This is a genomic window from Microbacterium sp. T2.11-28 (assembly GCF_950097975.1).
Classification (GTDB): Bacteria; Actinomycetota; Actinomycetes; order Actinomycetales; family Microbacteriaceae; genus Microbacterium.
In genome coordinates this window covers 104,352-127,895 of sequence record NZ_CATNHF010000023.1, presented here as the reverse complement: position 1 = coordinate 127,895, position 23,544 = coordinate 104,352, and the positions used below count along the sequence as shown (strand labels likewise).

The following is a 23,544-nucleotide window of genomic DNA, read 5'->3' as shown; positions in this document are numbered from 1 at the left end:
GGTCGGCGCGGGGAGATCAGCGCGCGAGGTCCGCGACCGTGTCGAGGAGGATGCCGGCCGAGCGAGCCCAGTCGAAGCGGGCGATGTGCGCGGTGCCGGCGGCGACGACGCGGGAGAGCTCGTCGGGGTCGTCGAGGGAGCGCACGGCCCGGGCGAACGCCGCCGCATCCGTGCCGGGTGCGTACAGGGCGCCGCCACCGGCGACCTCGCGGAAGATCGGCATGTCGGTGACGACCGCCGGCACGCCCAGCGCGAGCGCCTCGGCCAGCGGAAGCCCGTAGCCCTCGTCGAGGCTCGCGCTCACGAGCACCGCCTCGTCGGCCAGGAGCGCGGCGTACTCGGCATCGCTCACCCCGCCGTGGAACACCACATCGGCGCCGGCGGGGACGAGGGCCTCCAGCTCCGCCCGGCGCTCCGGCGAGATCCGCGAGAGCAGGTGCAGGGTGCGCCCGGGAAGGTCGGCCATGGCGCGCACGAGGGTCTCGACGTTCTTGTAGGGCATGAACGAGCCCATGTAGACGAGGTGGCGGGCGCCCGGTTCGACGGAGCCGCCCTCCGGAAGGAGCTCGGCCAGCCGCTGCGGGGCGTTGGGCACCACGACCACGGGCCGGCGCGTCAGCCGCACGTCGGCGAACTGGCGGGCGCTCGTCTCGCTGACGGTGGCCACGACGTCCGCGGCGTTCAGGGTGAGCCGCTGCGGCACGTACGACAGGTGGAACAGCCGCCACGCGACGCGCACGAACCAGGGCAGGTCCTTGGGCGGCGTGCGGTGGCGGTAGTAGATGGTGTCGTGGAGGGTGAGGATCTGCCGGTAGCGTCGCCCCATCGTGCCGATCGTCTGCATCGGCGAGAACACGACGTCGGGTCGGTGGCGGTTGAGCTCGCGCGCACGCAGGGGCTCGGTGAGAGTGGTCGGCGCCCCGATCAGGAGCGTCGCCGCCCCGTCGGGCAGGAGCGCGCGCTGGCGCTCGTCGAAGACGAGGAAGGTGACCTCGACCCCGCGGGCCGGCGCCTGCGCGGCCACCGCCGCCGCGAGCTCGGCGGTGTAGCGGCTGATGCCGTCGTGGAAGTCCGTGCGGAGGTAGCGCGCGTCGAAGAAGAGCCGGGTCACACGCCGCTCACAGCGGTTCGCCGCGGTAGAGCTTCTCGAAGGTGTCGAGCGTCTTCTCGATGTCGTGGACGTTCACTCCCTCGAGCGACGCCTGCTGCATGCGCAGGTACTCGTCGGGCGCCGCAGTCAGCACGCGACGCAGCTTGTCGGCGAGGTCGTCGACGTCTCCCGGCTCGAAGAGGTAGCCGTTCACGCCGTCCTGCACGAGGTGCGGGAGGGCGACGGCGTTGGCGGCGACGACCGGGAGACCCGACGCCATCGCCTCCATCGTGGCGATCGACTGCAGCTCGGCGATCGAGGCGATCGCGAACACGTCGGCCTTCGAGTACGAGGCGCGCAGCTGCTCTTCGTCCACGCGGCCGTGGAACGTGACGCGGTCGGCGATGCCCAGCCGCTGGGCGGTCTGCTCGAGATTGCGGCGCTGGTCGCCGCCGCCGACGATGTCGAAGGTGATCTCGGGAAGCTCGGGCGCGAGCTTGGCGACCGCTTCGAGGGTCACCTCGACGTGCTTCTCGGTCGTCAGCCGGCCCACGAACAGCACGCGTCGATGAGGTCGCGGCGTGAAGTCGGGCGTGTAGTTGCGCTTGTCGATGCCGCAGCTGATGGCGATGACGTTCTGGATGTCGATGGTCGACTCGAGGAACTCGGCCGCACGTCGCGTCGGGGTCGTCACGGCCTGCGACATCTTGAAGGTGCGCTCGGCATCGTCCCACGCCAGCTTGAGCGCCACCTTGTCCAGCAGCGGCGGAAGCGTCGTGAAGTCGATGATGTTCTCGGCCATCACGTGGTTGGTGGCGATCACCGGGATGCCGCGCTGGCGGGCGATGCGGGTGAGGCCGCGTCCTATCACGATGTGCGACTGGCTGTGCACGACGTCGGGCTTGACCTCGCTGAGCACGCGGCGGGCGTAGTGCTTGCTCATCCACGGCAGGGCGAAGCGCAGCCAGTCGTGGGGGTACCAGCGCCATCCCGGCAGCCGGTGCACGGTGAGGTCCTGTCCCTCGATGCGCTCGGTGAAGGTGCCGTGCTGGGAGTGGGTGACGCTGGGTGTCACCACGTGCACGGTGTGGCCGCGCGCGGCCAGGCCCGCCGAGAGGCGCTCGGCGAACCGCGCGGCACCGTTCACGTCGGGAGCGAAGGTGTCGGCGGCCATCACGATGGTCAGCGGGCTGCGGGCGGGTTGCGGGTCGTCGGCAGGGCTCGCGGATTCGGTCACGGGGTGCGGGGCCAATCTGTGCGGCGGAGGAACGCGGTCGCGTGCGCGCCGCTGCGAGTCTACCGGAGCGGCCTCGTGCGGCCGGGAGCGGGCGCCGCGGCCCGCGGGGAGTGCGGGATCAGCGCAGTCCGACGTCCACGAGGAGGGGGTGGTGGTCGGAGCCGAGCGGGGTCACGTATCGGCCGTTCACCATCTCGCCCGCGTTCGCCCAGCGGTACACGACCGAGCGCGACGGACGCACGAGCGCCTTGTCCACGTGCGCGCCCCACGTGACGCCGATCGTGGGCTTGGTGCTCCACTCGGGGTTCGCCGTGTTGTGGTGCTGCCGCGTGAGGGCGTGCGCCTGGTCGAAGGTGTCGTACCAGCCGCGCTTCTCGAGGATCGCCATCGTGTCCTCGCCCGTCCGCGACTTGTGCGTGTTGAAGTCGCCGAGGATGAGGACGTGCGCCTTCGTCCAGTCGGTGAGGGACCCGTGCGTCTTGGCCAGCCGGTTCATCGTCGCGGAGATGTAGGTGTTGAGGCGGCTCGCCTCGTACTCGCGCTGATTGACCTGCGCGCGCGAGGTGCCGGTGACCAGGTGCACGTCGAAGACCAGCACGTAGGAGCCCGACCGGTGCTTCAGGGCGGCGTAGGCCAGGCCCTTGCCCGACGTCGCGTACTTGCTCGCGAACCGGGCGGTGCCGCTCGTGGGCGCCGAGGTCTTCTTCGCGACGAGGGAGAACTGCCCCGTGCGCACGAGGATGTCGTTCTGCCCGTTGACGACGTGACGGTAGCCGACGGGAGCCTTGGTGTAGCGCGACGCCTCCTGGAAGCCCAGGATGTCGGCCTTCAGCTCCTTCACCCGCGTGTTGATGACCCGTGCCCGGGTGGAGATCGACGAGCACGCGTTGGAGCAGATGTTCCAGCTGATCGCGCGGTAGCGCGGGGAGTCGGAGGTGAGCTTCGCCTCGGTCAGGATCGTGCCGTGGCCCACGCGGGCCGAGCGCCCGCCGAAGCCGACGCTGTTGACGGCGCGCACCTGCACGAAGTAGTCGCGGCCCGGGGTGAGGCGGGTGAGGGTCGCCTTCGAGGAGGTCACGGTGAGAGAGGGCGTGCGCTTGTCGGCGACGCCCTCATAGGTCGTGGCCGCGAACACCTCGTACTTCCGCGCACCGGACACGTCGGCCCAGTCGACGGTGAGCGTGGCTCCGGAGGAGGTGAGCGACGCGCTGACGAAGCTGACGAGGCCGACCGGCGCGGGACGCGAGGCGGCGGAAGCGGAGGCGACGGGCGTCGCGACGACGAGGGCGGCGGCGGCCAGGACGGCGACGGCCCCCCGGGGGGAGAGGAGGCGCATGCGGGGATGCTAGCAACTTACGCTGGGGGAATGGTGAGACTCTCTGCGGACGCCGACCGACGGCGATGGGTCCCGGTGACGGGCTCGTTCGGATTCGGCAGCCGCCGCGCCCGCAAGAAGGCGATAAGGATGCTGCTGACGCAGGCGAACGCGTCGTTCGGCGCCGCCGCGCGCCCGGGCAGCGGCTTCGCCGCATGGGCGATGAGCCAGGCCGCGCCCGCCCTCATGCGCAGGGCCGCCGGACGGGTGCTCGTGTGGGTGTGGAAGGACGAGCCCGATCTGCTCGTGGTGATGGCGCAGGTGCAGCAGGCCACGACGCAGCTGCGGGCCGCCCGGGCGATGATGCCGATCGAGTACGACGACACCGAGCCGTTCCGCGGCACGCATCTGGGCATGGGCGAGCGGCTCGTGATGCCGCTTCCGCCCGTGCGCGCGGACGGCACCGGCGGCCCGCCTTTCGCGACCTACACCTGGGACACCGGGTCCCTGTTCGTCACCGTCACCGCGGTGTGCGCCGATCGCGAGCGGTTCGGCACCCTGATCGGCGCGGTCGACGATCTCGCGCGGTCGCTCCGCGTGATCGAGGACATCCCCGCCGGCGAGGGGCCGGACGTGCTGCGCCTCGATCCGAGCTGACCCCGCTACGCGCGACGACGGCCGGCGACGGCCGGGACGAGCGCGCCGAGCACGAGGGCGATCCCGATCCCGATTCCGGTCTCGACGACCCGTTCGACCAGACGCCTCGCGGGGTCCTCGCCGGGGAGGGCCAGGATGAGCGTGAGCACGACGAACGTCGTGAAGGCCGGTGCGACGTACCAGCGGCTGCCCGCGGAGGCCGCCAGCGCGGCGACCGCGACACCGGCGGCCAGAGCAGTCAGCGCCGGCGGCGCCGGGACCGACCCCAGCAGCGCCGCCGCCAGCGCTCCGATGCTGACGCTGATCGCCCGCCCGACGCTGCGCGTCAGCAGCTGCTCCCGCGCCGGGCGCATCACCAGGAGCGCCGCGCCCGTCACCCAGCCGACGTGCTCGAGGTGCAGCGCGAACCCGAGCCCCGCCGCCGTGGCGCCCACCGCGCCCAGCACGAACGCGTAGACGAGCAGCCGGGCGCGATCGGGCGTCGGCGCGGCGGGCGCGGCGGGCCGCTCTCCCTGCGGCCAGAGCAGCGACACGAGGCCGGCGTACACGGACCCTCCCACGATGAGCGCGGCGGCCACCGCCGCCGGCGCCGGATCGAAGCTCAGCCCGATCCCGATCAGAGGAAGGCAGAACGTCATCGCCGCGCGGCCGGTCGGCGCTGCACGCGCCCACAGTCCCGCTCCGACGCCGAGGACGAACATGGCCGCCACCGCCACGGCCGGGTGGGGTGACAGCAGCGATCCGAGCAGCAGCGACGCCGCACTGAGGAGGCCCACCAGCGGCAGCACCCCCCGCCGGCGACGACGCGCCGGCAGCGGGAGGGCGGCCACCGGGATCACGCCGACCGCCAGGGCGATCCCGAGAAGCGGCCAGACGCACCCGACGACCATCGCGGGAAGCGCGTAGACCGCGCCCCGCACGAAAGACGCCCATCGCCACGACACGGGAGCGGCGGGGGCGACGGAGGCTCCGGTGTCAGCCATGCCGCCACGCTAGCGCCGGCGGGGGGCGGACGCAGCAGGGGTCGCCCAGACGCGTGCGGCGGCGCGGGAGCGGTGCCAGGATGGGCCCCATGACGCCGCGGACTGCGCACAGCGGGGGCATCTCCCCGCGGACCCTCGCGTGGGAGGACCGCACCGCGTGGCCGCTGTTCGTCCTGTCGCTGGCGTTCTTCGCCGCCTGGGTGTGGGTGCTGGCCGACCTCGGCCCGGCCACACCGTGGCGCACCGCGATGTGGACCACGATCGCCGCCACCTGGATCGTCTTCGCTGCCGACTTCGTCGTCCGCTGGGTCCTCAGCGGCGATACGCGCGCCTTCTTCCGCACGCGGTGGTTCGAGGCGGTCTCCCTCGCCGTCGCCTACCTCCGGCCGTTCGTGATCATCGCCTACGTCTGGCGTCTGCCGTGGTTCCGGGTGACGCCCGCCCGGCAGCGGGCCCGGCTGGTGATCCTGGTGACGATGTTCACCTTCCTCTTCGTCTTCACGGCGTCCACCCTCGTGTGGCTCGCCGAGCGCGGCGACCCGCGCGCGAGCATCGTGGATCTGGGAGATGCGATCTGGTGGGGCTTCTCGACGATCGCGACCGTGGGCTACGGCGACTTCGTGCCCGTCACCCTCGCGGGCCGGACGATCGCCGTCGGCCTGATGATGGGAGGCCTCGTCGTGCTGGGTGTGACGAGCGCGACGGTCATCTCGGCGCTGAACGACCAGATCCAGCGCACCGCCCGCGTGCGCGAGAGCGAGCGGGCCGGCATGCCGGCGTCGCACGAGTCCCCGCGGCCCCCGATGTCAGGATGACGACATGACCGGACCCGCCTGGGAGCCCCCGCCCTCCCGAGAGCAGCGCGTCGCCGAGGGGCGAGCGGCACGACGGGCCGCGCCCCGGCGAAGCCTCGCCGAGCTCGCGACCGACGGCCGCGATCCGCTCGGGATCCTCGCGTCGCAGAACGCCGGACGCGTCGCCGAGCTGGTGCCGCTGCGGGCCGAGCGGATGGCGGCGAGCCCGTTCGCGTTCTACCGCGGGACCGCCGCGCTCATGGCGGCCGACCTCGCCCGGAGCCCCGGCAGCGGCATCCCCGTCGCATCCTGCGGCGACGCCCACGTCGCGAATTTCGGCCTCTACGCGTCGCCGCAGCGCAGCCTCGTCTTCGATCTGAACGACTTCGACGAGGCCGCGTGGGCGCCCTGGGAGTGGGACGTCAAGCGCCTCGTGACGAGCGTCGTCATCGCCGGGCAGGCGACGGGCCGCGACGAGCGGGTGGTGACGGATGCCGCGCGCGTCACGGTGCGCGCCTACGCGCAGGCCATCGCCGCCTACACGCGCCGCAGCGCGCTGGCGCGCTACTACGAGCACTTCGACGTGTCGGGCGGGCGCGCGGTGCGCGACAAGGCCGGGCGGCGCGTGGTGCGCGCCGCGATCCGGCATGCGGAGCGCCGCACCGCAGAGCGCGCCGCGCGCAAGCTCACCGAGGCCGATGCCACCGGCAGGCTCCGCTTCGTCGAGGAGCCGCCGGCCATGACGCACCTCGACGAGCTCACGGCAGCCCTCGTCGAGGGCGCGTTCGCCGGCTATCGGGCGACCGCCGGGGTGGACATCCGCCTCCTGCTGCGGCACTACCGCGTCTCGGACACGGTCCGCCGCGCGGTCGGGGTCGGCAGCGTGGGAACGCGCTGCTTCGTCACCGTGCTGCAGGACGGCGACGGCAGCGCCCTGCTGCTCCAGACGAAGGAGGCAGGCCGGAGCGTGCTCATCGAGCACGGCCGGTGCCCGCAGCCCGAAGGCCTCGATCAGCAGTGGGCGGAGAGCGGCGAGGGATCCCGGGTGGTGTCGATGCAGCGGATCCTCCAGGGCGTGTCCGATCCCTTCCTCGGACACCTGCGCGGCCGGACGGGCGACTACTACGTGCGCCAGTTCCGCGACATGAAGGGCGGCATCGACATCGAGACGCTCGAGGACGGGCCGTTCGCCCTCTACGCCCGGGCCTGCGCGGTCACGCTCGCCCGCGCGCACAGCCAGTCGCCGAACGCGACGAACGTCGCCGGATACGTCGGCAGCGGGCGCACGCTGGCCGAGGCGCTCACCACCTGGGCCTACGCGTACGCGGACCTGTCGCGCGCCGACTACGACGCGTTCCTCGCCGCTCGGGCGTAGCGGATTCGGAGGATCACCGCGGATTCGGAGGATCCGCGTCGTGTGCTCCGAATCCGGCGACATGCTCCGAATCCGGTGCGGGGGTCAATCCGCGTCGGAGGCCGGTGGGCGCCAGACGACCACCTCGGTGGCCCTCCGCACCCGCGTGCCGTGGCGCAGGGTCACCACCGAGCCGGAGGCGCCGGCGGCGAAGACCCGGGCACCGCGGCGCTGGTCGACCTCGTCGCGCAGGCGCTGCTCCAGCTCGCCGACCTGCCGCTGCAGGGAGCGCACGCTGTTCTCGAGCTCGATGATGCGCGAGATCGCGGGAAGGCTGATGCCCTCCGCGGACAGCGCCGCGACCTCGCGGAGCTGCTTCACGTGGCGCAGCGAGTAGCGACGCGATCCGCCCTGGGTGCGTCCGGGCACGACGAGGCCCAGCCGGTCGTACTGGCGGAGAGTCTGCGGGTGCATGCCCGCGAGCTCGGCGGCGACCGCGATCGCGAAGATCGGGGTCTCCTCGTCTACGTCGGGATCGCTCATTCGCGTGCCCTGCTCATCAGCTCGGCGCGCGGGTTCTCCTTCGGCTCCAGGTCCTGGAACCGCTCGAGCGCCTCGCGCGCACGGTCGTCGAGATGTGCGGGAACCGCCACCTGCACCTCCGCGAGGAGGTCGCCGGTGCCCTTGCTGGACTCCACGCCGCGCCCCTTGACGCGCAGGACGCGTCCCGAGGGCGTGCCCGGCGCCACCCGCAGCTTGACGGGATCGCCGCCGAGCGTCGGGACCTCGATGGTCGCCCCGAGAGCCGCCTCGGTGAAGGTCACCGGCACGGTCACGCGCAGGTTCAGTCCGTCGCGGCTGAACACGGGATGCGGACGCACGGTCACCGACACCACGATGTCACCGGCCTCGCCCCCGTCGGGAGAGGGACGACCACGACCGCGCAGCCGGATCTTCTGGCCGTCCGAGACACCCGCGGGGATCTTGACCTTGAACGGCTTGCCGTCCTCGCCCTGGAGCGTGATCGTCTCGCCCTTGACGGCGGTCTGGAAATCCAGCGTCGTGCGCGCCGAGACATCGGCGCCGCGCTGCGGTCCGCCGAAACCGCGGAACCCCCCGGTCGGCTGCCCGAACCGGCCGGAGCCGAAGCGGCCGCCCGACTGCTCGCCGAACATGGCGAACAGGTCGTCGAAGTCGGCCTGCTGCGTGCGCGTCCCGCCGCCGAAGCGGCTGAAGACGTCCTCGAAGCCGCCGCCGGACGAGCCCGGCGCCTGGAAGCGGGCGCTGCCCGATCCCATCGCGCGGATCTGGTCGTACTCCTGGCGCTGCTCCTTGTCGCTCAGCACGGCGTACGCCTCGCTGATCTCCTTGAACTTCGCCTCGGCGACCGGGTCGCCCTGCGTCGAATCGGGATGGTACTGGCGCGCGAGCTTGCGGTACGTCTTCTTGAGATCGGCGTCGGAGACGTCCTTGGCGACACCCAGGACCTTGTAGAAGTCCCTGTCGAACCAGTCCTGACTGGCCATACGTCTCCTAGTCGGTCCCTGAGGTCGACGCCGGAACGGCGACGACGACCTTCGCCGGCCGCAGCTCGATCGCGCCGAGGCGGTAGCCCACCTCGACGACCTCGAGGATGGTCGGCGTCTCGGTGCCGAGCGTCGGGGCCTGGAAGATCGCCTCGTGCTGCTGCGGGTCGAACGTGTCGCCGGCCGCGCCGTAGGTCTCCACGCCCAGGCGCGCCACGACGGCGCGCAGCTTCTCGGCGATCGCGGTGAGCGCCGAGCCCTCCACCAGGTCGCCGTGCTTCTCGGCGCGGTCCAGGTCGTCGAGCACCGGCAGCAGACCCTTCGCGACCGCGCCCTTGGCGCGCTCGATCTCGACCTCGCGCTGGTCCTCGGTGCGACGGCGATAGTTCGCGTACTCCGCCTGCAGGCGCTTCAGGTCGAGGAGCAGGTCGTGCTCCTCCGCGGGGGCGTCGGCCACGGCGGCGTCATCGTTCTGGGCGGCGCCCAGGATGTCGTCGATCGTCAGCTCGTCCTCTTGCGACTCAGGGTCGGATGCCGTGGCATCCGACCCCTCCTCGCCGAGGACCTCGTCGCCGTCTTCAGGCTTGTCGAAGTCCTTGTTCGTCATGCTTACTTCTTCTCGTCTTCGTCGTCGACGACCTCGGCGTCCACGACGTCCTCCTCAGAGGATGCCGCATCGGCCGCCGGCTCGTCCTGCGCCGGAGCGCTCTGCTCGGCCTGCGAGGAGGCGTAGATCGCCTCGCCCAGCTTGCCCTGCGAGGCGTTGAGCTTGTCGAACGCGTCCTTGACGGCGTCGTCATTGTCTCCGGCGAGCGCGGTCTTCAGCGCGTCGACGTCGGCCTGGACCTCGGACTTGACGTCCTCGGGCAGCTTGTCGGCGTTGTCGGCGATGAGCTTCTCGATCGAGTACGAGAGGGTCTCGGCCTGGTTGCGGACCTCGGCGGCCTCACGGCGCTTCTTGTCCTCGGCCGCGTGCTCCTCGGCCTCGCGCACCATCCGCTCGATGTCGTCCTTCGGCAGCGACGAGCCGCCGGTGATCGTCATCGACTGCTCCTTGCCGGTGCCCTTGTCCTTCGCGGACACGTGCACGATGCCGTTGGCGTCGATGTCGAAGGTGACCTCGATCTGCGGGATGCCGCGCGGCGCCGGCGCGATGCCGGTGAGCTCGAACGTCCCCAGCGGCTTGTTGTCGCGGGTGAAGTCGCGCTCGCCCTGGAAGACCTGGATGGCGACCGACGGCTGGTTGTCGTCGGCGGTCGTGAAGGTCTCGCTCCGCTTGGTCGGGATGGCCGTGTTGCGCTCGATGAGCTTGGTCATGATCCCGCCCTTGGTCTCGATGCCGAGGCTCAGGGGGGTGACGTCGATGAGGAGGACGTCCTTGCGCTCGCCCTTGAGGACGCCGGCCTGGAGAGCGGCGCCGACGGCGACGACCTCGTCCGGGTTCACGCCCTTGTTGGGCTCCTTGCCGGTCTCCTTCTTCACGAGCTCGCTCACGGCGGGCATACGCGTCGAACCGCCGACGAGGACCACGTGGTCGATGTCGGACACCTTGATGCCGGCCTCGCGGATGACGTCCTCGAAGGGCTTCTTGGTGCGGTCGAGGAGGTCCTTGGTGAGGTCCTCGAACTTGGCGCGGGTCAGCGTCTCCGACAGCGACACGGGGCCGGAGTCGGTCAGCGACAGGTAGGGCAGGTTGATCGAGGTGCTCGTCGAGCCCGACAGCTCCTTCTTGGCCTGCTCCGCCGCCTCCTTGAGGCGCTGGAGGGCGATCTTGTCGCCCGAGACGTCGACGCCGGTCGTGTCCTTGAACTGCTTGATGAGGTAGTCCACGACGCGCTGGTCCCAGTCGTCGCCGCCGAGGCGATTGTCACCGGCGGTGGAGCGCACCTGGATGGTCGAGAAGTCGTCGTCCTTGCCCACCTCGAGCAGCGACACGTCGAACGTTCCGCCACCGAGGTCGAAGACGAGGATGAGCTCGTCCTCCTTGCCCTTGTCGAGGCCGTAGGCCAGCGCGGCGGCGGTCGGCTCGTTGATGATGCGCAGGACGTTCAGGCCCGCGATCTCACCCGCGTCCTTCGTCGCCTGACGCTCGGCGTCGTTGAAGTACGCGGGGACGGTGATGACCGCGTCGGTCACCGTGTCGCCCAGGTACTGCTCGGCGTCGCGCTTGAGCTTCTGGAGGATGCGCGCCGAGATCTCCTGCGGCGTGTAGTTCTTGCCGTCGATCGACTGGGTCTTCCAGTCGGTGCCCATGTGGCGCTTGACCGAGGTCAGCGTGCGGTCGACGTTGGTGACGGCCTGGCGCTTGGCGGTCTCGCCGACGAGCACCTCGCCGTCCTTGGTGAAGGCGACGACCGACGGGGTCGTGCGGAAGCCCTCGGCGTTGGCGATGACCTTCGGCTCGCCGCCCTCGAGGACGGAGACGACGGAGTTCGTCGTGCCGAGGTCGATTCCCACTGCACGTGCCATGTGTGTTTCTCCTTTGTGGAACGGATCGGGGTGAAGTCTGTCGAGATTGAGCCGTCGCGGCTCAAGTTCGCTCTGCGTCCACGATAGACCGCACCGCCGGTGCTGTCAAACCAAGTTGATACGACTCTTATCAACTTTTCAGGTGCGGTGCCGACTGCTGGGCGTCGGCCGGCGGCGGCCGGCGTGGGCCTCTGCACCGCGGACGGGGGCGAAAGCAGGCTGGATCGGCCGGAGGCGTCCCCGGCGGCGCCCACCCCGGCAGTCGGGCCTGCTTTCCGCACGTCTGCCCGCGCCGGACCCCGCCCGGCGGGCAGGATGGATGCCATGTCCCTGCCCGCCGTCTTCACCCGCCTGGTCGGCCCCCGCGTCACCCTCGACCCGCTGCGCCCGGACGACATCGAGCCCCTCTACGCGATGCAGTCCGACCCCGAGGTGTGCCGCTACCTGCTCTACGAGCCCCGCACCCGGGAGAAGGTCGAAGAGGTGCTCGCCCGCGATGCCGCGGCGCTCCGCCTGGCCGAGCCGGGCGACTACCTGCAGCCCACCATCCGCGACGAGCACGGCGACTTCATCGGGACGATGTACCTCGACCTCAAGAGCGTCGACGACCGCACCGCCGAGATCGGCTGGATCCTGCTCCCGGCGGCGCAGGGCCGGGGATACGCCGCCGAGGCGGCGCGCCTGCTCCTCGCCTACTGCTTCGACGACCTCGGCCTGCACCGCGTGTACGCGGAGCTCGATCCCCGCAACGACGCCTCGGTCGCGCTGTGCCTGCGCCTGGGCATGCGCCACGAGGGACACTTCGTCGAGGACATGTTCCTCAAGGGCGAGTGGACCGACACCGGCCGCTACGCGATCCTGGAACGCGAATGGGCGGGGCGCCGGGGCACGGCGCCGGTAGCCTGAGCACACCCCCGCACCGCCGCGGGGGTGCAGCACCCGTCGCGGGTGCGGCACCCTCCGTTCACGGAAGAGTCCTAGCGTGACCCACATGTCGCTCCCCGACCAGCCCGCACCCGACTCCGTCCACGCCGCGGCGGCGGGCACGACCGAGGCCACCCGCAAGCCCGGCGTCCTGGCGTGGGCGCTCTGGGACTGGGGTTCGGCGGCGTTCAACGCCGTCGTCACGACATTCGTCTTCAGCACCTACCTCTCCAGCAGCTACTTCATCGATCCGGCGATCGTCGAGGCCGCGGGCGGCAACGCCGAGGACCCCGCCCTCGTCGCCGCCGAGGCGTCCAACGCGTCGCTGATCGGCGTGGCGCTGATGATCGCCGGCATCCTCATCGCCGTCCTGGCCCCCGTGCTCGGCCAGCGCTCCGACGGCTCGGGGCGCCGCAAGCTCTGGCTCGGGATCAACACGGGCGTCGTCGTGCTGGCGATGGCGGCGATGGTGTTCGTCGAGGGAACGCCCGGGTACCTCGTCCTCGGGGCGACGCTCCTGGCCGTCGGCAACGTCTTCTTCGAGTTCGCGGGCGTCAACTACAACGCGATGCTCGTGCAGGTCTCCACCCGCGAGAACATGGGCCGCGTCTCGGGCTTCGGGTGGGGCATGGGCTACGTCGGCGGGATCGTGCTGCTGATCATCCTCCTCGTCGGCTTCATCGGGCTGGGCGACGAGCCAGGCCCGCTCGGGATCACCGAGGAGGGCGGACTCAGCATCCGCTTGGCGGTGCTCGCCTCGGCCGTGTGGTTCGCCGTCTTCGCGATCCCGGTGCTGCTGCGCGTTCCCGAGATCCCCGCCCGCGCCCGCGCGAACCGGGTCGGCTTCTTCGCCTCCTACCGCGTGCTGTTCGGCACGCTCCGCAAGCTCTGGCACGGCAATCGCCAGGTGCTGCAGTTCCTGCTGGCGAGCGCCGTGTTCCGCGACGGCCTGGCCGGCGTCTTCACCTTCGGCGCGATCATCGCCGCACAGGTGTTCGGCTTCACGTCGACGCAGGTGCTCTATTTCGCCGTCGCCGCCAACGTCGTGGCGGGCGTCTCGACGATCCTCGCCGGACGCCTCGACGACCGCTTCGGTCCGAAGAACGTCATCATGGCCTCGCTCATCGGGCTCGTGATCGCCGGCACCGCGGTGCTCTTCATCGGCACCGCCGCGGTCGGCTTCTGGATCGTCGGGCTCATCCTGTGCATGTTCGTGGGGCCGATCCAGTCGGCGTCGCGATCGTTCCTGGCGCGGATCACGCCCGAGGGGCGCGAGGGCGAGGTCTTCGGCCTGTATGCCACCACCGGCCGCGCGGTGTCTTTCCTGGCGCCCGGACTGTTCGCCCTCTTCGTCGGACTGTCCGGCGATACGCGCCTGGGCATCCTCGGCATCGTGATCATCCTGCTGGCGGGCCTGCTGCTCATGCTGCCGGTGAAGACCCAGCAGGTCGCCATCGACTGACCGGTCGAGCCGGTCGCGCGTTCACAACTCCGGAAGCGCCTGGCGCTCGAGGGGCGGAAGCGGCCGATGCGTCGCCCTGCGGCCCGGATGTCCGGAGTTGTGCACCGGGCGACGCGCCCAATGGGAAGTCGGTCAGGCCTGGGGCCACGCCGCTGCGAGCTTGGAGAGCAGACGCGCGAGCTCGGCGCGCTCGGCGTCGCTGAATCCGGCGAGCGCGGTCTGGATGCGCTCCCGCCGCTCGCCGCGGAAGCCACGGGCGATCCGGCTCCCCTGCTCGGTGAGGGCGACGCGGGTGCGGCGCGCGTCGTCGGGATCGGCCTCGCGCTGCACGAGGCCGAGGTCGACGGCCTGCTGGATCAGACGGGAGGCCCGCGGCTGGTCCACCCCGATCGCCTCGCCCACCTCGCTCACCGAGAGGGGGTGGGAGGCTGCCGCGAGGGCGTCGAGCAGGCGCAGTCGCGCCGGTCCGCCGCCGAAGCGCGCGTGGGGAGCGAAGGGACCGTGGCCCCAGCCAGGTCCGCCGGGGCGCCCTCGCCCGCCCGGGCCGTCGCCGCGGCCGCCCGCGTCGTGGGCGTCGTGACCGCCCCCGCCGTGGCTCCCGCCGCCGCCGTGCCCACCGCCGCCGTGCCCGCCGGGTCCGAACGGACCACCCGGCCCGAACGGCGGGCGAGGGGGACGGCCGCGCAGCTGCGAGAGGGCGGCGACGATCGCGTCGAGGTCGGCAGCATCCGTCATGCCTCCACGGTACATGCCACTTGACATGTTTCTCAGATGCATGTCACACTACATACGCATGCACATGTACATGCATCTGCGACGCTCACCGCAGCGACAGACGACCCGGCGGGATCAGATCCCGCCCACGAAAGGACTTCTCATGGAGAACCCCACACCCCACCCCGAACACCCGCAGCCCGCGTCCCGGCCCCTCGGCTTCTGGCTGCGCGCCGTCGACCGGCTCCTCACGCACGAGTTCGCCGCGGCCTTCGAGACCGAAGGCGTGACGCGACGCGAGTGGATGATCCTGAACGTCCTCGACGGATCCGTCGAGGCACCCGAGATCGCCGCCCGCATCGCGCGCGGCAAGAAGCTCCGCTCGCTCGCCGAGCGCGGCTGGGCCGTCGAGACCGACGGCACCTGGACGCTCACCGACGAGGGACGTGCCGCCAAGGCGCGCCTGTCCGAGACGGTCGACGGCATCCGCTCCCGCGTGGCCGGCGCCGTCTCGGAGGCCGACTTCGCCACGACCCTCGCGTCACTGCAGGCGATGGCCCGGGAGCTCGGCGGCGACGACCTCGCCGCCGGACTCGGCCGGCCCGGCCCCGGCCGTGGCTTCGGCCGCCGCGGATTCCGTCCCGGGTTCCGCCCGGGCTTCGGCGACGTGCCCGGATTCGGCCCGAACCGCTTCGACGGCCAGCGGTTCCCCAGCGCCCTCCACGGCGGACACGGCCCCTGCGGTGGCCCGCGCGGGCACCGCCACGGCCACCACCACGGCGACGGCGGCGAGCGCGCCTACGAGCGCGGCTTCGATGCCGGCTTCGCCCGCGGACGCGAGGAGCGCACGGCCTGACCCGCACGAGCCGACCTGCACGACCAGACGGCCGCTGCCCTTCCGGGGAACGGCCGTCTGGTCGTATCGGGGCGCGAGATCGGGTCAGTGACCGGGCGCGCCCGCGTCGGTCGTGCCGACGTCGGTGCGGTGGAAGTTCTGGAAAGAGCGGGAGGCGGTCGGTCCGCGCTGCCCCTGGTAGCGGTTGCCGTACGGACCCGATCCGTAAGGCGACTCGGTGGCCGACGACAGACGGAAGAAGCAGAGCTGTCCGATCTTCATCCCGGGCCACAGCTTGATCGGCAGGGTCGCGACGTTCGACAGCTCGAGGGTCACGTGCCCCGAGAAGCCCGGATCGATGAAGCCGGCCGTCGAGTGGGTCAGCAGGCCCAGACGACCGAGCGAGGACTTGCCCTCCAGGCGGGCGGCGACGTCGTCGGGCAGGGTGACGAGCTCGAACGTCGATCCGAGCACGAACTCGCCCGGGTGGAGCACGAACGGCTCGTCGGGGTCGACCTCGATGAGGTGGGTCAGGTCCGGCTGGTCCTCCGCCGGGTCGATGAACGGGTACTTGTGGTTGTCGAACAGCCGGAAGTACCGGTCGAGACGGACGTCGACGCTCGAGGGCTGGACCATCGCCGGGTCCCAGGGGTCGAGCCCGACCCGTCCGAGGTCGATCTCCCGGCGGATGTCGCGATCACTGAGCAGCACGCGGCCAGCCTACTGGCCGAGGACGGCCGCCCGGATCGCCGCGACGGGCACCTTCGGCGACCTGTCGTCATACAGCAGGCCGTTGGTCTCCTGCCCGGTGTCGGTGAGCTGGGTGTAGCAGAACCCGCTCAGCGGCGGCGCGGCCTCGGCGGCGGCGATGAGGGCGCACACCCGGTCGCCGAACTCCTCCGGGGTGTCGGCCGTGGAGTAGCCCCAGTCGGTGCCGTTCGCGGGACGCAGGCTCACTCCGCCGAACTCGGTCAGCATGATCGGCTTGACGCCCGTGTCGCCGTCGACCGAGATGCGGCGTCCGGCCGGCCCGAAGCCCGAGATCATGGCGTCGAGCGAAGCGGCGTCGCCGTAGCGGGCGGCGAGGACCTCGGGGCGCGCCTCGTAGTCGTGGATCGTCCAGATGTCGGAGCGCGTGTGCTCCCAGCCGTCGTTGGAGATGACGGGCCGCGAGCCGTCGAGGGCGCGGGTGATGTCGGCCACCGAACGGCTGAGCGCGCGCTGACGCGGATCGTGGGCGATGTGCTGCACGCCCCAGCTCTCGTTGAGCGGAACCCAGACGATCACACTGGGGTGCGATTGGTCGCGCCCGACGAGGCTCGTCCACTCGGAGACGAGGTTGGTCACCGCGCGCCGATCGAACGCGTAGGCGCTGGCGGTCTCGGCCCACACCATGAGGCCGAGCCGGTCGGCCCAGTAGAGGAAGCGGGGATCCTCGGCCTTCTGGTGCACGCGCGCTGTGTTGAAGCCCAGCTCGCGGATGAGCTCGACCTCCCGGCGGAGCGCCTCGGCGCTCGGAGCGGCCAGATGCGACTCGGGCCAGTAGTTCTGGGCGAGCACCGCCCGGAGCCTGGTCGGCCGGTCGTTCAGGAGGAAGGCCGTGCCGTCGGTGCCGACGCTGCGCATGCCGAGGTAGCTCGCCACGGCATCGGACGAGGACGGCGACGCGAGGCGGACCACGGCGTCGATCAGCTGCGGGCTCTCGGGGCTCCACAGGAGCTCCTCGTGCTGCTGGCCGTTCGTCTGACGCGGCAGCGTGAGCCGCAGCGTCTCGAACCGGGACAGCACCTTCGTCCGCGCCTCGGCGAGGATCTCGCCGTCGTGCCGCAGCTCGACGTGCAGCCACGCGTCGTCCTCGACGGGGCCGGACAGCTCCACCTCGACGCTCACGCCGGCCGTGGGGATGTCGGAGTCCCACCCGAGCCGCGCGATCGCGGTGCGCGGCACCACCTCCAGCCACACCGGCTGCCAGATGCCGGTCGTGCGGTGATACCAGATGGCATGCGGCTGATCCCGCCAGTCCTGCTTGCCACGCAGGATCGATACGTCCTCGGGGTCGTCGACGGCGTGGACGACGATCTCATCGCCGCCGTCGGCGCGCAGCACCGCGGTGATGTCGGCGGTGAACGGGGACTGGCCGCCGCGGTGGGTGGCCACCACCACGCCGTTGACCCAGACGGTCGCCTCCCAGTCCACGGCGCCGAAGTGGAGCAGCACCCGTCCGTCGCCGGCGTCGCCGCCCGCCGCCGCGAGGTCGGCCGCCGTGATCGCGCGGCGGTACCAGACCGAGTGCAGCATCCCGGACTCCGCCAGCCCCGAGGCGGCGGACTCGGGCGGGAAGGGCACGGTGATGGTGCGGTCGAAGGAGACCTCTGCCGGCTGCGCGTCTGGCGCGCCGAGCGCGAAGTCCCACGGCCCGGTGAGGTCGGCCCAGTCCGGCCTCATCAGCTGAGGGCGCGGGTAGGTCCCGTCCTGCGTCGATGCGACGGGAAGCGGGGTGGCGCTCACGTGTGTCCTCCTGTGCTCGCCCGGTCGGCGATGGTGAATGGGATCGCCGGCGACCCTGCCGACGAGGGGGTGATCAGCAGGTCGATGGCGGCGCGCGCGAGTGCCCGCGTGTCGGGCGCGACCGAGCTGAGCGACGGTGTGCTGTAGCTGGCCTCGTCGATGTCGTCGAAGCCGATCACCGCGACCTGCTCGGGCACGCTCACGCCGCGCGCGCCGAGCACGTGGAGGGCGCCGAGGGCCAGCAGATCGTTGAAGGCGAAGACGGCGTCGAACTCCACGCCGGTGTCGAGCAGGTGTGCGGCGGCGGCGGCGCCGTCGGCGCGGTGGTAGCCGTCGACGACGCCCACGAGAGCGGGATCGAACGGGATGCCCACCGCCTCGAGCGCGGCGCGATATCCCGACAGGCGGAGCACCGAGGTCTCGTTCGGGCCGTCCTGCTGCATGCCAATCGCGGCGATGCGGCGGCGGCCCCGGGAGAGCAGATGCTCCACCGCGGCGCGCGCGGCGGCGGTGTTGTCGACCGCGACGTGCGGGAGCGAGGTCTCGCCGATGTGCTCGCCGAGGAGGATGAGGGGCGTCGGATCCTCGCGGTGCTCGAGGTCGGCGGCGGTCAGCGCGAGGGGGCTCAGGATCAGCCCGTCCATGAGGGGGAGGTCGATGCCGTGGGCGATACGCTCCTCGGCATCCTTCCGACCGTCGGTCTGGTTGATGAGAACGGTGATCGAGCGCTCCTGCGCAGCGCGCACGAGGTCGGACGCGAGCTCGGCGAAGTAGGGCTGACTGAGGTCCGGAAGGGCGACGGCGACCATGCCGGTGCGGCCGCTGCGCAGGTTGCGGGCCGCGACGTTCGGTCGGTAGCCGAGGTCGACGATGGCGGCCTGGACGCGGGCCTTCAGCTCGTCGGTGACCCAGCCGGTGCCGTTGACCACGTTGGAGACCGTCTTGGCCGAGACGCCCACGCGCTCGGCGACGTCCTTCAGGGTCGTCCTGCCCACTCGGTCCACCTCCTTCGATGCGTTCGTGCGACTCACAGTGTCACACCCGGGTTCATCATTCAACGATTACCAAAAGGGTCTTGTTCAACGATTACCACGTCAGGTATAACAGATTGCACCCCGCACGTTCAACGTTGAACTAGAAAGGAAGATCGATGGAGACACAGCACTCACCGCGGCGCCGCCTCACCCGCGGCCTCCGCCTCGCCACCGCCGGCGCCGGCATCCTGGCGCTCGCGCTCACCGGCTGCGCCGGACAGGGGACCACCGGCAACGGCGACAGCGGAGACGGCGGAGACGGGGGCAAGATCTCGCTCACGTTCTGGAACGGATTCACCGGACCCGACGGGCCCGCGCTCGAGAAGGTGATCGAGGACTTCAACGCGTCGCAGGACGAGGTCGAGGTGAAGGCCGAGATCATGCCCTGGGACACGCTGTACCAGAAGGTCCTCACTGCGGTCGCCGGCAACGACGGTCCCGACATCATCGCCATGTCGGCGGCGCGCATGCCGCAGTTCGCCAAGCAGGGGATGTTCCTGCCGGTGGACGACTACTACGAGGACGCGGGCAACGACTCCGCCGCCCTGGCCGAGGCGGCCATCAACGCCTCCGTCTTCGACGGCGTGAACTACGGGGTCCCCGTCAACTACACGCCCATGATGATGTACTACAACAAGGACCTCTTCGAGGCCGCCGGGCTCGACCCCGAGGCGCCGCCCACCACGTGGGAGGAGTTCGCCGCGATGGTCCCGAAGCTCACCGTCGACGAGAACGGCGACGGCAAGCCCGAGCAGTACGCCACCGCCCTCGGCGACCACGAGACCGTCCCCGTCTTCCCCGCGCTGCTGTGGGGCACCGGCGGTGCGGTCGTCTCCGACGACGGCACCACGTCGATGCTCGGCGACGACGCGAGCCTCGAGGCGCTGAACTTCTGGGTGGACCTCGTGAAGAACCAGAAGGCATCGCCGATCGGGCTGTCGGGCGCCGACGCCGACAAGCTGTTCCTCACCGGGAAGGCCGCGACCGAGATCGTCGGACCGTGGATGACCACCGGCTTCGAGGACGCGGGCCTGAACTTCGGCATCGCTCCCCCGCCCGCAGGTCCCGACAGCGACGCCGTGCTCGCCGACGTGGTCTCGATGGGCCTGCCGGCCGGCACCGACGACGCGACCAAGGAGGCCGCGTACGCGTTCTTCGCGTACTGGAACTCCGCCGAGGGGCAGACCACCTGGGCCGACGGATCGGGCTTCCCCCCGAACCGCGCCGACGTGGCCGACAAGGTGACCGCCAGCCCGTACCCGGCGATCTTCGGAGACGCCGCCGTGGCGAGCCGTGCGAAGATCCTGCTGGCAGGGGTCGCCGCCGGCGGCACCATCACGGAGACCATCTTCTGGCCGTCGCTGCAGAAGGCCCTCAACGGCGACGGGACGGTCGACTCGATCTTCCCCGCCGCCTCCGAGCAGGTCCAGGCAGAACTCGACAAGTGACACCCGCGCGCGGGTCGGAGCGCGTTGCTCCGGCCCGCGCGTCCGGCCCGCCCGCGCGGGTCGCACCCCAAGGAGATCCCCGATGACGGTCACCGATCCGGCCCCGTCCGCCCTGTCCGCCGCATCCGCCCGCTCGTCCGCGCCGACCGCCCTGTCGCGGCGGCGGCGCCGCGGTCCCGCATCCCGACGGCAGCTCACCGCGTGGCTGTTCCTCGCCCCCGCGCTCATCGTGCTCGTGGCGTTCACCCTCTACCCGATGGCGCAGGCGGTCTACCTGTCACTCACGAACTACAACCTGATCGCCGCCGCCGAGTGGATCGGGCTGGACAACTACGTCGAACTCGCCGGCGATCCGGCGTTCTGGAACGCGTTCTGGAACACCGTCCTCTACGCCGTCGTGGTCGCCCCGGTCACCGTCGTCCTGGCGCTGGTGTTCGCCGTGATGCTGAACCAGGCGTTCTTCGGCCGCACGTTCGTGCGCACCGCCATCTTCCTGCCGTTCATCGTGTCGCTCGGGATCATCGCCATCGCCTGGTCGTTCCTGCTCGACCCGAACATCGGGCTCCTCTCCTACTGGTTCGGCCAGCTCGGCATCGTCACCGAGCAGGGCTGGCTGAGCGACCCGCGCTTCGCGATGCCCGCGGTCATGATGGTCGGCGTGTGGAAGTTCGTCGGCTTCTACATGGTCATCTACCTCGCCGGCCTGCAGTCCATCCCCGCCGAGCTGTACGAGGCGGCCAAGATCGACGGCACCACCGCGTGGCAGCGCTTCCGCAACGTGACCCTCCCGCTCCTGTCGAACCAGACCCTCCTCGTCTCGGTCCTCGCGCTCATCGCCACCCTGCAGGCCTTCGACCAGATCTACGTCATGACCCGCGGCGGCCCCTACTTCAAGACGGAGACACTCGTCATGCTCATCTACCGCGAGGGGTTCCAGGAGCTGCGCTTCGGGTACGCCTCGGCGATCTCGTTCGTGCTCCTGCTGTTCGTCTTCGCGCTCTCGATGGTCCAGTACGGCTGGCTCCGGCGCCGGGCGGTGACGTACTGATGACCACCACGCTCGACCGTCCCGTCACCCGCGACCTCGGCGCCCTCGACCGCCGTCGCCTCACCCTCTACCGCGCATCGAAGTGGGCGCTCGCGATCGTCGCGATCCTCATCGCCCTGCTGATGCTGCTGCCGATCGTGTGGCTCGTCTTCACGGCGTTCAAACCGGAATCCGACATCGTCACCTACCCGCCGACGCTGTGGCCGCGAGAGTTCACCCTCGAGCACTTCGTCGACGTGTGGGAGCGGATCCCGTTCGCCCAGCTCTACGTCAACACGATCATCTTCGCCGGCGGCGTGACGATCATCTCGCTGCTGCTGGACTCGATGGCGGCCTATGCGCTGGCGCGGCTGCCCTTCCGCGGCCGCGGCGTCGTCATGGTGCTGATCCTCATCCTGCTGATGCTGCCGTTCCAGGTGACGCTCATCCCGCTCTACGACATGCTCAACGGGTTCGGACTCACCAATACCCTGCCCGGCATGATCATTCCGCGGATGACCAACGCCTTCGGCATCTTCTTCCTCACGCAGTTCTTTCTCTCGCTCCCGCGCGACCTGGAGGAGGCGGCACGGGTCGACGGCGCGTCGGAGTGGCGCATCTACCGTCAGATCGTGATGCCGCTGGCCAAGCCCGCCCTGCTCACGTTGGGTCTGTTCCACTTCCAGTACAACTGGAACGACCTCCTGTGGCCGCTGGTCATGTCCTCGAGCCTGGAGTCCTCGACGCTCCCCGCCGGCCTCGCCCTCTTCATGGGCCAGCACGTCGTCGAGTACGGGCTGCTCATGGCGGGATCGCTCCTGGCACTGCTGCCGGTGGTCGTCTTCTTCCTCCTCATCCAGCGCAGCTTCGTCGCCGGCATCGCCACGACCGGGCTCAAGTGACGCGATCCTCCCCCGAACGAAAGGCATCCATGGACCGCTGGTACGACGACGGCCGCCTCCGCTACGGCGTCGGCATCGAAGACACCTTCATCCCGCAGATCCGGCCGGGTCACCGCAAGCTCGACGAGTACGAGCTCACCCAGCACTACACGCACTGGCGCGAGGACCTCGACCTCGTGGCGGAGTCCGGTGCCGAGTTCGTCCGCTGGGGCGTGCCCTGGTACCTCGTCGAGCCGGAGCCGGGCGTCTTCGACTGGTCGTGGACCGACCAGGTCGCCGAGCACCTGAGCGCGCTCGGCGTCCGCTGCATCGTCGACCTCATGCACTACGGCACGCCGACGTGGCTCGAGAACTCGTTCCTGAACGCGCAGTATCCCGAGCGGGTCGCCGCGTACGGCCGTGCGGTCGCCGAGCGCTACCGCGGCGTCTGGACCGACTACACGCCGCTGAACGAACCCATCGTCAACGCGGAGTGGTGCGGCGAGATGGGCAAGTGGCCGCCGTACCTCACCGGCGTCGACGGCTTCCTCACCGTCACGAAGGCCCTGGCCAAGGGCATGGTCCGCACCCAGCAGGAGATCGCCGCCGCCGATCCGGATGCCGTCTTCGTCCACGTCGACGCCGGCTTCCGCTACGAGGGCGAGACGACGCCGCTCCCCCGCGCGCTCCTCGAGGAGCGCCGGTTCCTCGCCCTCGACCTCATCACCGGCCGCGTGGACGACGCGCATCCGCTGCGCTCCTGGCTCGGTGAGAACGGCTACACCGACGCCGACCTCGCCTGGTTCGCCGACAACGCCGTCACCCCCGACGTGCTCGGCGTCAACTACTACCCGGCGTTCACGACGATCCGCATGGACGACGACGGGACGAAGTCGCCCGTCCAGGCGGGCACCTCGGGACTTCGCGACCTCGTGCAGCTGTACAGCGAGCGCTACAGGCTGCCGATCGTCATCACCGAGACGTCGCTCGTCGGCACCCCAGACGAGAAGATCGCGTGGCTTCACGAGTCCGAGCAGGAGGTCGAGGTGCTGCGCGCCGACGGCATCCCGATCGTCGGCTACACGTGGTTCCCTTTCCTCGACCTCGTCGACTGGCTCTACCGCTTCGACGACAAGCCGGTGGATGACTGGATGCTCGACTTCGGCCTCGTGAACCTCGTGCGCGGCGGCGACCAGCAGCTCGCCCGCAGCAAGAACGCGGCCTTCGACGTGTACCAGGAGATCGCCCGCCGCCACCGCTGAGAGGCGGGGCGGGCGGGGCGGTCC

At 70.9% G+C, this 23,544-nt stretch carries 22 protein-coding genes; 10 read left to right on the top strand and 12 right to left on the bottom strand.

From position 1 onward, the window contains the following. Positions 1 to 16 precede the first annotated feature (16 nt). The 3 genes from QQZ13_RS10205 to QQZ13_RS10195 all read right to left on the bottom strand — a co-directional run bounded on the left by QQZ13_RS10205 (position 17) and on the right by QQZ13_RS10195 (position 3,663). Entirely contained in the window at positions 17 to 1,111 is a 1,095-nt protein-coding gene (locus tag QQZ13_RS10205; protein ID WP_284528935.1) for a glycosyltransferase family 1 protein, read from the bottom strand. Between the two features lie 7 nt (positions 1,112 to 1,118). Next, positions 1,119 to 2,327, bottom strand: a complete 1,209-nt coding sequence (locus tag QQZ13_RS10200) for a glycosyltransferase (RefSeq protein ID WP_284528933.1) — start codon at positions 2,325 to 2,327, stop codon at positions 1,119 to 1,121. Positions 2,328 to 2,445: 118 nt separating this feature from the next. Continuing rightward, positions 2,446 to 3,663: an endonuclease/exonuclease/phosphatase family protein gene (locus QQZ13_RS10195; protein ID WP_284528932.1), complete on the bottom strand. Its 1,218-nt coding sequence runs from the start codon at positions 3,661 to 3,663 to the stop codon at positions 2,446 to 2,448. 30 nt (positions 3,664 to 3,693) lie between these two features. On the opposite strand from QQZ13_RS10195, the gene QQZ13_RS10190 reads away from it, so the two are divergent. After that, on the top strand, positions 3,694 to 4,299 hold the full coding sequence (locus QQZ13_RS10190) for a hypothetical protein (RefSeq protein ID WP_284528931.1): 606 nt from the start codon (positions 3,694 to 3,696) through the stop codon (positions 4,297 to 4,299). Positions 4,300 to 4,304: 5 nt separating this feature from the next. Here QQZ13_RS10190 and QQZ13_RS10185 read toward each other — a convergent pair whose 3' ends face one another. After that, positions 4,305 to 5,282: an FUSC family protein gene (locus QQZ13_RS10185; RefSeq protein WP_284528930.1), complete on the bottom strand. Its 978-nt coding sequence runs from the start codon at positions 5,280 to 5,282 to the stop codon at positions 4,305 to 4,307. Positions 5,283 to 5,371: 89 nt separating this feature from the next. Between QQZ13_RS10185 and QQZ13_RS10180 the strand changes: the two genes are divergently transcribed. Together QQZ13_RS10180 and QQZ13_RS10175 are read left to right on the top strand one after the other, a co-directional pair. Continuing rightward, complete coding sequence (locus QQZ13_RS10180; protein ID WP_284528928.1) at positions 5,372 to 6,097, top strand: potassium channel family protein; 726 nt, start codon at positions 5,372 to 5,374, stop codon at positions 6,095 to 6,097. A gap of 4 nt (positions 6,098 to 6,101) precedes the next feature. After that, the gene (locus QQZ13_RS10175) at positions 6,102 to 7,451 is read left to right on the top strand and encodes a DUF2252 domain-containing protein (RefSeq protein ID WP_284528927.1); all 1,350 of its coding nucleotides are present in this window, start codon (positions 6,102 to 6,104) and stop codon (positions 7,449 to 7,451) included. Between the two features lie 84 nt (positions 7,452 to 7,535). On the opposite strand, the gene QQZ13_RS10170 is transcribed toward QQZ13_RS10175, so the two are convergent. Genes QQZ13_RS10170 through dnaK form a run of 4 tightly spaced genes read right to left on the bottom strand, consistent with a single transcriptional unit; the run spans position 7,536 to position 11,425 of the window. Beyond that, positions 7,536 to 7,973 carry a heat shock protein transcriptional repressor HspR gene (locus QQZ13_RS10170; RefSeq protein WP_284528925.1) on the bottom strand — a complete coding sequence of 146 codons (438 nt, stop codon included), beginning with the start codon at positions 7,971 to 7,973 and terminating at the stop codon, positions 7,536 to 7,538. After that, entirely contained in the window at positions 7,970 to 8,956 is a 987-nt protein-coding gene (locus QQZ13_RS10165) for a DnaJ C-terminal domain-containing protein (protein WP_284528923.1), read from the bottom strand. The genes QQZ13_RS10170 and QQZ13_RS10165 overlap by 4 nt, the downstream gene beginning before the upstream one ends. 7 nt (positions 8,957 to 8,963) lie before the next feature. Then, complete coding sequence (locus tag QQZ13_RS10160; protein ID WP_284528921.1) at positions 8,964 to 9,563, bottom strand: nucleotide exchange factor GrpE; 600 nt, start codon at positions 9,561 to 9,563, stop codon at positions 8,964 to 8,966. A 2-nt stretch (positions 9,564 to 9,565) separates the two neighbouring features. Beyond that, the gene (gene dnaK, locus QQZ13_RS10155) at positions 9,566 to 11,425 is read right to left on the bottom strand and encodes a molecular chaperone DnaK (protein WP_284528920.1); all 1,860 of its coding nucleotides are present in this window, start codon (positions 11,423 to 11,425) and stop codon (positions 9,566 to 9,568) included. 324 nt (positions 11,426 to 11,749) lie between these two features. Here dnaK and QQZ13_RS10150 point away from each other — a divergent pair, with 324 nt between their 5' ends. Further along, positions 11,750 to 12,331: a GNAT family N-acetyltransferase gene (locus QQZ13_RS10150; protein ID WP_284528919.1), complete on the top strand. Its 582-nt coding sequence runs from the start codon at positions 11,750 to 11,752 to the stop codon at positions 12,329 to 12,331. An 85-nt stretch (positions 12,332 to 12,416) separates the two neighbouring features. Continuing rightward, positions 12,417 to 13,811, top strand: coding sequence for an MFS transporter (locus tag QQZ13_RS10145; protein WP_284528918.1), 1,395 nt, complete (start codon positions 12,417 to 12,419; stop codon positions 13,809 to 13,811). A gap of 132 nt (positions 13,812 to 13,943) precedes the next feature. Here the strand turns inward: QQZ13_RS10145 and QQZ13_RS10140 are convergent, their stop codons facing one another. Continuing rightward, a complete protein-coding gene (locus QQZ13_RS10140) occupies positions 13,944 to 14,546 on the bottom strand; it encodes a MarR family winged helix-turn-helix transcriptional regulator (RefSeq protein WP_284528917.1) in 603 nt (200 codons plus the stop codon). Positions 14,547 to 14,688: 142 nt separating this feature from the next. On the opposite strand from QQZ13_RS10140, the gene QQZ13_RS10135 reads away from it, so the two are divergent. Then, on the top strand, positions 14,689 to 15,381 hold the full coding sequence (locus QQZ13_RS10135) for a MarR family winged helix-turn-helix transcriptional regulator (protein ID WP_284528916.1): 693 nt from the start codon (positions 14,689 to 14,691) through the stop codon (positions 15,379 to 15,381). A gap of 84 nt (positions 15,382 to 15,465) precedes the next feature. Here QQZ13_RS10135 and dcd read toward each other — a convergent pair whose 3' ends face one another. Genes dcd through QQZ13_RS10120 form a run of 3 tightly spaced genes read right to left on the bottom strand, consistent with a single transcriptional unit; the run spans position 15,466 to position 18,863 of the window. Further along, positions 15,466 to 16,071, bottom strand: a complete 606-nt coding sequence (gene dcd / locus QQZ13_RS10130) for a dCTP deaminase (protein WP_284528915.1) — start codon at positions 16,069 to 16,071, stop codon at positions 15,466 to 15,468. 9 nt (positions 16,072 to 16,080) lie between these two features. Continuing rightward, positions 16,081 to 17,868, bottom strand: coding sequence for a glycoside hydrolase family 2 protein (locus tag QQZ13_RS10125; RefSeq protein WP_342395265.1), 1,788 nt, complete (start codon positions 17,866 to 17,868; stop codon positions 16,081 to 16,083). Next, positions 17,865 to 18,863 carry a LacI family DNA-binding transcriptional regulator gene (locus tag QQZ13_RS10120; protein ID WP_284528914.1) on the bottom strand — a complete coding sequence of 333 codons (999 nt, stop codon included), beginning with the start codon at positions 18,861 to 18,863 and terminating at the stop codon, positions 17,865 to 17,867. The genes QQZ13_RS10125 and QQZ13_RS10120 overlap by 4 nt, the downstream gene beginning before the upstream one ends. Before the next feature lie 155 nt (positions 18,864 to 19,018). Between QQZ13_RS10120 and QQZ13_RS10115 the strand changes: the two genes are divergently transcribed. The 4 genes from QQZ13_RS10115 to QQZ13_RS10100 all read left to right on the top strand — a co-directional run bounded on the left by QQZ13_RS10115 (position 19,019) and on the right by QQZ13_RS10100 (position 23,520). Next, the gene (locus QQZ13_RS10115; RefSeq protein ID WP_284528913.1) at positions 19,019 to 20,350 is read left to right on the top strand and encodes an ABC transporter substrate-binding protein; all 1,332 of its coding nucleotides are present in this window, start codon (positions 19,019 to 19,021) and stop codon (positions 20,348 to 20,350) included. A gap of 82 nt (positions 20,351 to 20,432) precedes the next feature. Next, complete coding sequence (locus QQZ13_RS10110) at positions 20,433 to 21,398, top strand: carbohydrate ABC transporter permease (RefSeq protein ID WP_284528912.1); 966 nt, start codon at positions 20,433 to 20,435, stop codon at positions 21,396 to 21,398. Further along, positions 21,398 to 22,279 carry a carbohydrate ABC transporter permease gene (locus QQZ13_RS10105; RefSeq protein ID WP_284528911.1) on the top strand — a complete coding sequence of 294 codons (882 nt, stop codon included), beginning with the start codon at positions 21,398 to 21,400 and terminating at the stop codon, positions 22,277 to 22,279. Before QQZ13_RS10110 ends, QQZ13_RS10105 begins: the two co-directional genes overlap by 1 nt. Before the next feature lie 29 nt (positions 22,280 to 22,308). Further along, on the top strand, positions 22,309 to 23,520 hold the full coding sequence (locus tag QQZ13_RS10100) for a family 1 glycosylhydrolase (protein WP_284528910.1): 1,212 nt from the start codon (positions 22,309 to 22,311) through the stop codon (positions 23,518 to 23,520). Positions 23,521 to 23,544 lie beyond the last annotated feature (24 nt).

Excerpts from the sequence above, each read along its gene's own strand:
- QQZ13_RS10195 (WP_284528932.1), bottom strand. The coding sequence starts at position 3,663 with ATGCGCCTCCTCTCCCCCCGGGGGGCCGTCGCCGTCCTGGCCGCCGCC.
- QQZ13_RS10190 (WP_284528931.1), top strand. The coding sequence starts at position 3,694 with ATGGTGAGACTCTCTGCGGACGCCGACCGACGGCGATGGGTCCCGGTG.
- QQZ13_RS10185 (WP_284528930.1), bottom strand. The coding sequence starts at position 5,282 with ATGGCTGACACCGGAGCCTCCGTCGCCCCCGCCGCTCCCGTGTCGTGG.
- QQZ13_RS10180 (WP_284528928.1), top strand. The coding sequence starts at position 5,372 with ATGACGCCGCGGACTGCGCACAGCGGGGGCATCTCCCCGCGGACCCTC.
- QQZ13_RS10175 (WP_284528927.1), top strand. The coding sequence starts at position 6,102 with ATGACCGGACCCGCCTGGGAGCCCCCGCCCTCCCGAGAGCAGCGCGTC.
- QQZ13_RS10170 (WP_284528925.1), bottom strand. The coding sequence starts at position 7,973 with ATGAGCGATCCCGACGTAGACGAGGAGACCCCGATCTTCGCGATCGCG.
- QQZ13_RS10165 (WP_284528923.1), bottom strand. The coding sequence starts at position 8,956 with ATGGCCAGTCAGGACTGGTTCGACAGGGACTTCTACAAGGTCCTGGGT.
- QQZ13_RS10160 (WP_284528921.1), bottom strand. The coding sequence starts at position 9,563 with ATGACGAACAAGGACTTCGACAAGCCTGAAGACGGCGACGAGGTCCTC.
- dnaK (WP_284528920.1), bottom strand. The coding sequence starts at position 11,425 with ATGGCACGTGCAGTGGGAATCGACCTCGGCACGACGAACTCCGTCGTC.
- QQZ13_RS10150 (WP_284528919.1), top strand. The coding sequence starts at position 11,750 with ATGTCCCTGCCCGCCGTCTTCACCCGCCTGGTCGGCCCCCGCGTCACC.
- QQZ13_RS10145 (WP_284528918.1), top strand. The coding sequence starts at position 12,417 with ATGTCGCTCCCCGACCAGCCCGCACCCGACTCCGTCCACGCCGCGGCG.
- QQZ13_RS10140 (WP_284528917.1), bottom strand. The coding sequence starts at position 14,546 with ATGACGGATGCTGCCGACCTCGACGCGATCGTCGCCGCCCTCTCGCAG.
- QQZ13_RS10135 (WP_284528916.1), top strand. The coding sequence starts at position 14,689 with ATGGAGAACCCCACACCCCACCCCGAACACCCGCAGCCCGCGTCCCGG.
- QQZ13_RS10115 (WP_284528913.1), top strand. The coding sequence starts at position 19,019 with ATGGAGACACAGCACTCACCGCGGCGCCGCCTCACCCGCGGCCTCCGC.
- QQZ13_RS10110 (WP_284528912.1), top strand. The coding sequence starts at position 20,433 with ATGACGGTCACCGATCCGGCCCCGTCCGCCCTGTCCGCCGCATCCGCC.
- QQZ13_RS10105 (WP_284528911.1), top strand. The coding sequence starts at position 21,398 with ATGACCACCACGCTCGACCGTCCCGTCACCCGCGACCTCGGCGCCCTC.
- QQZ13_RS10100 (WP_284528910.1), top strand. The coding sequence starts at position 22,309 with ATGGACCGCTGGTACGACGACGGCCGCCTCCGCTACGGCGTCGGCATC.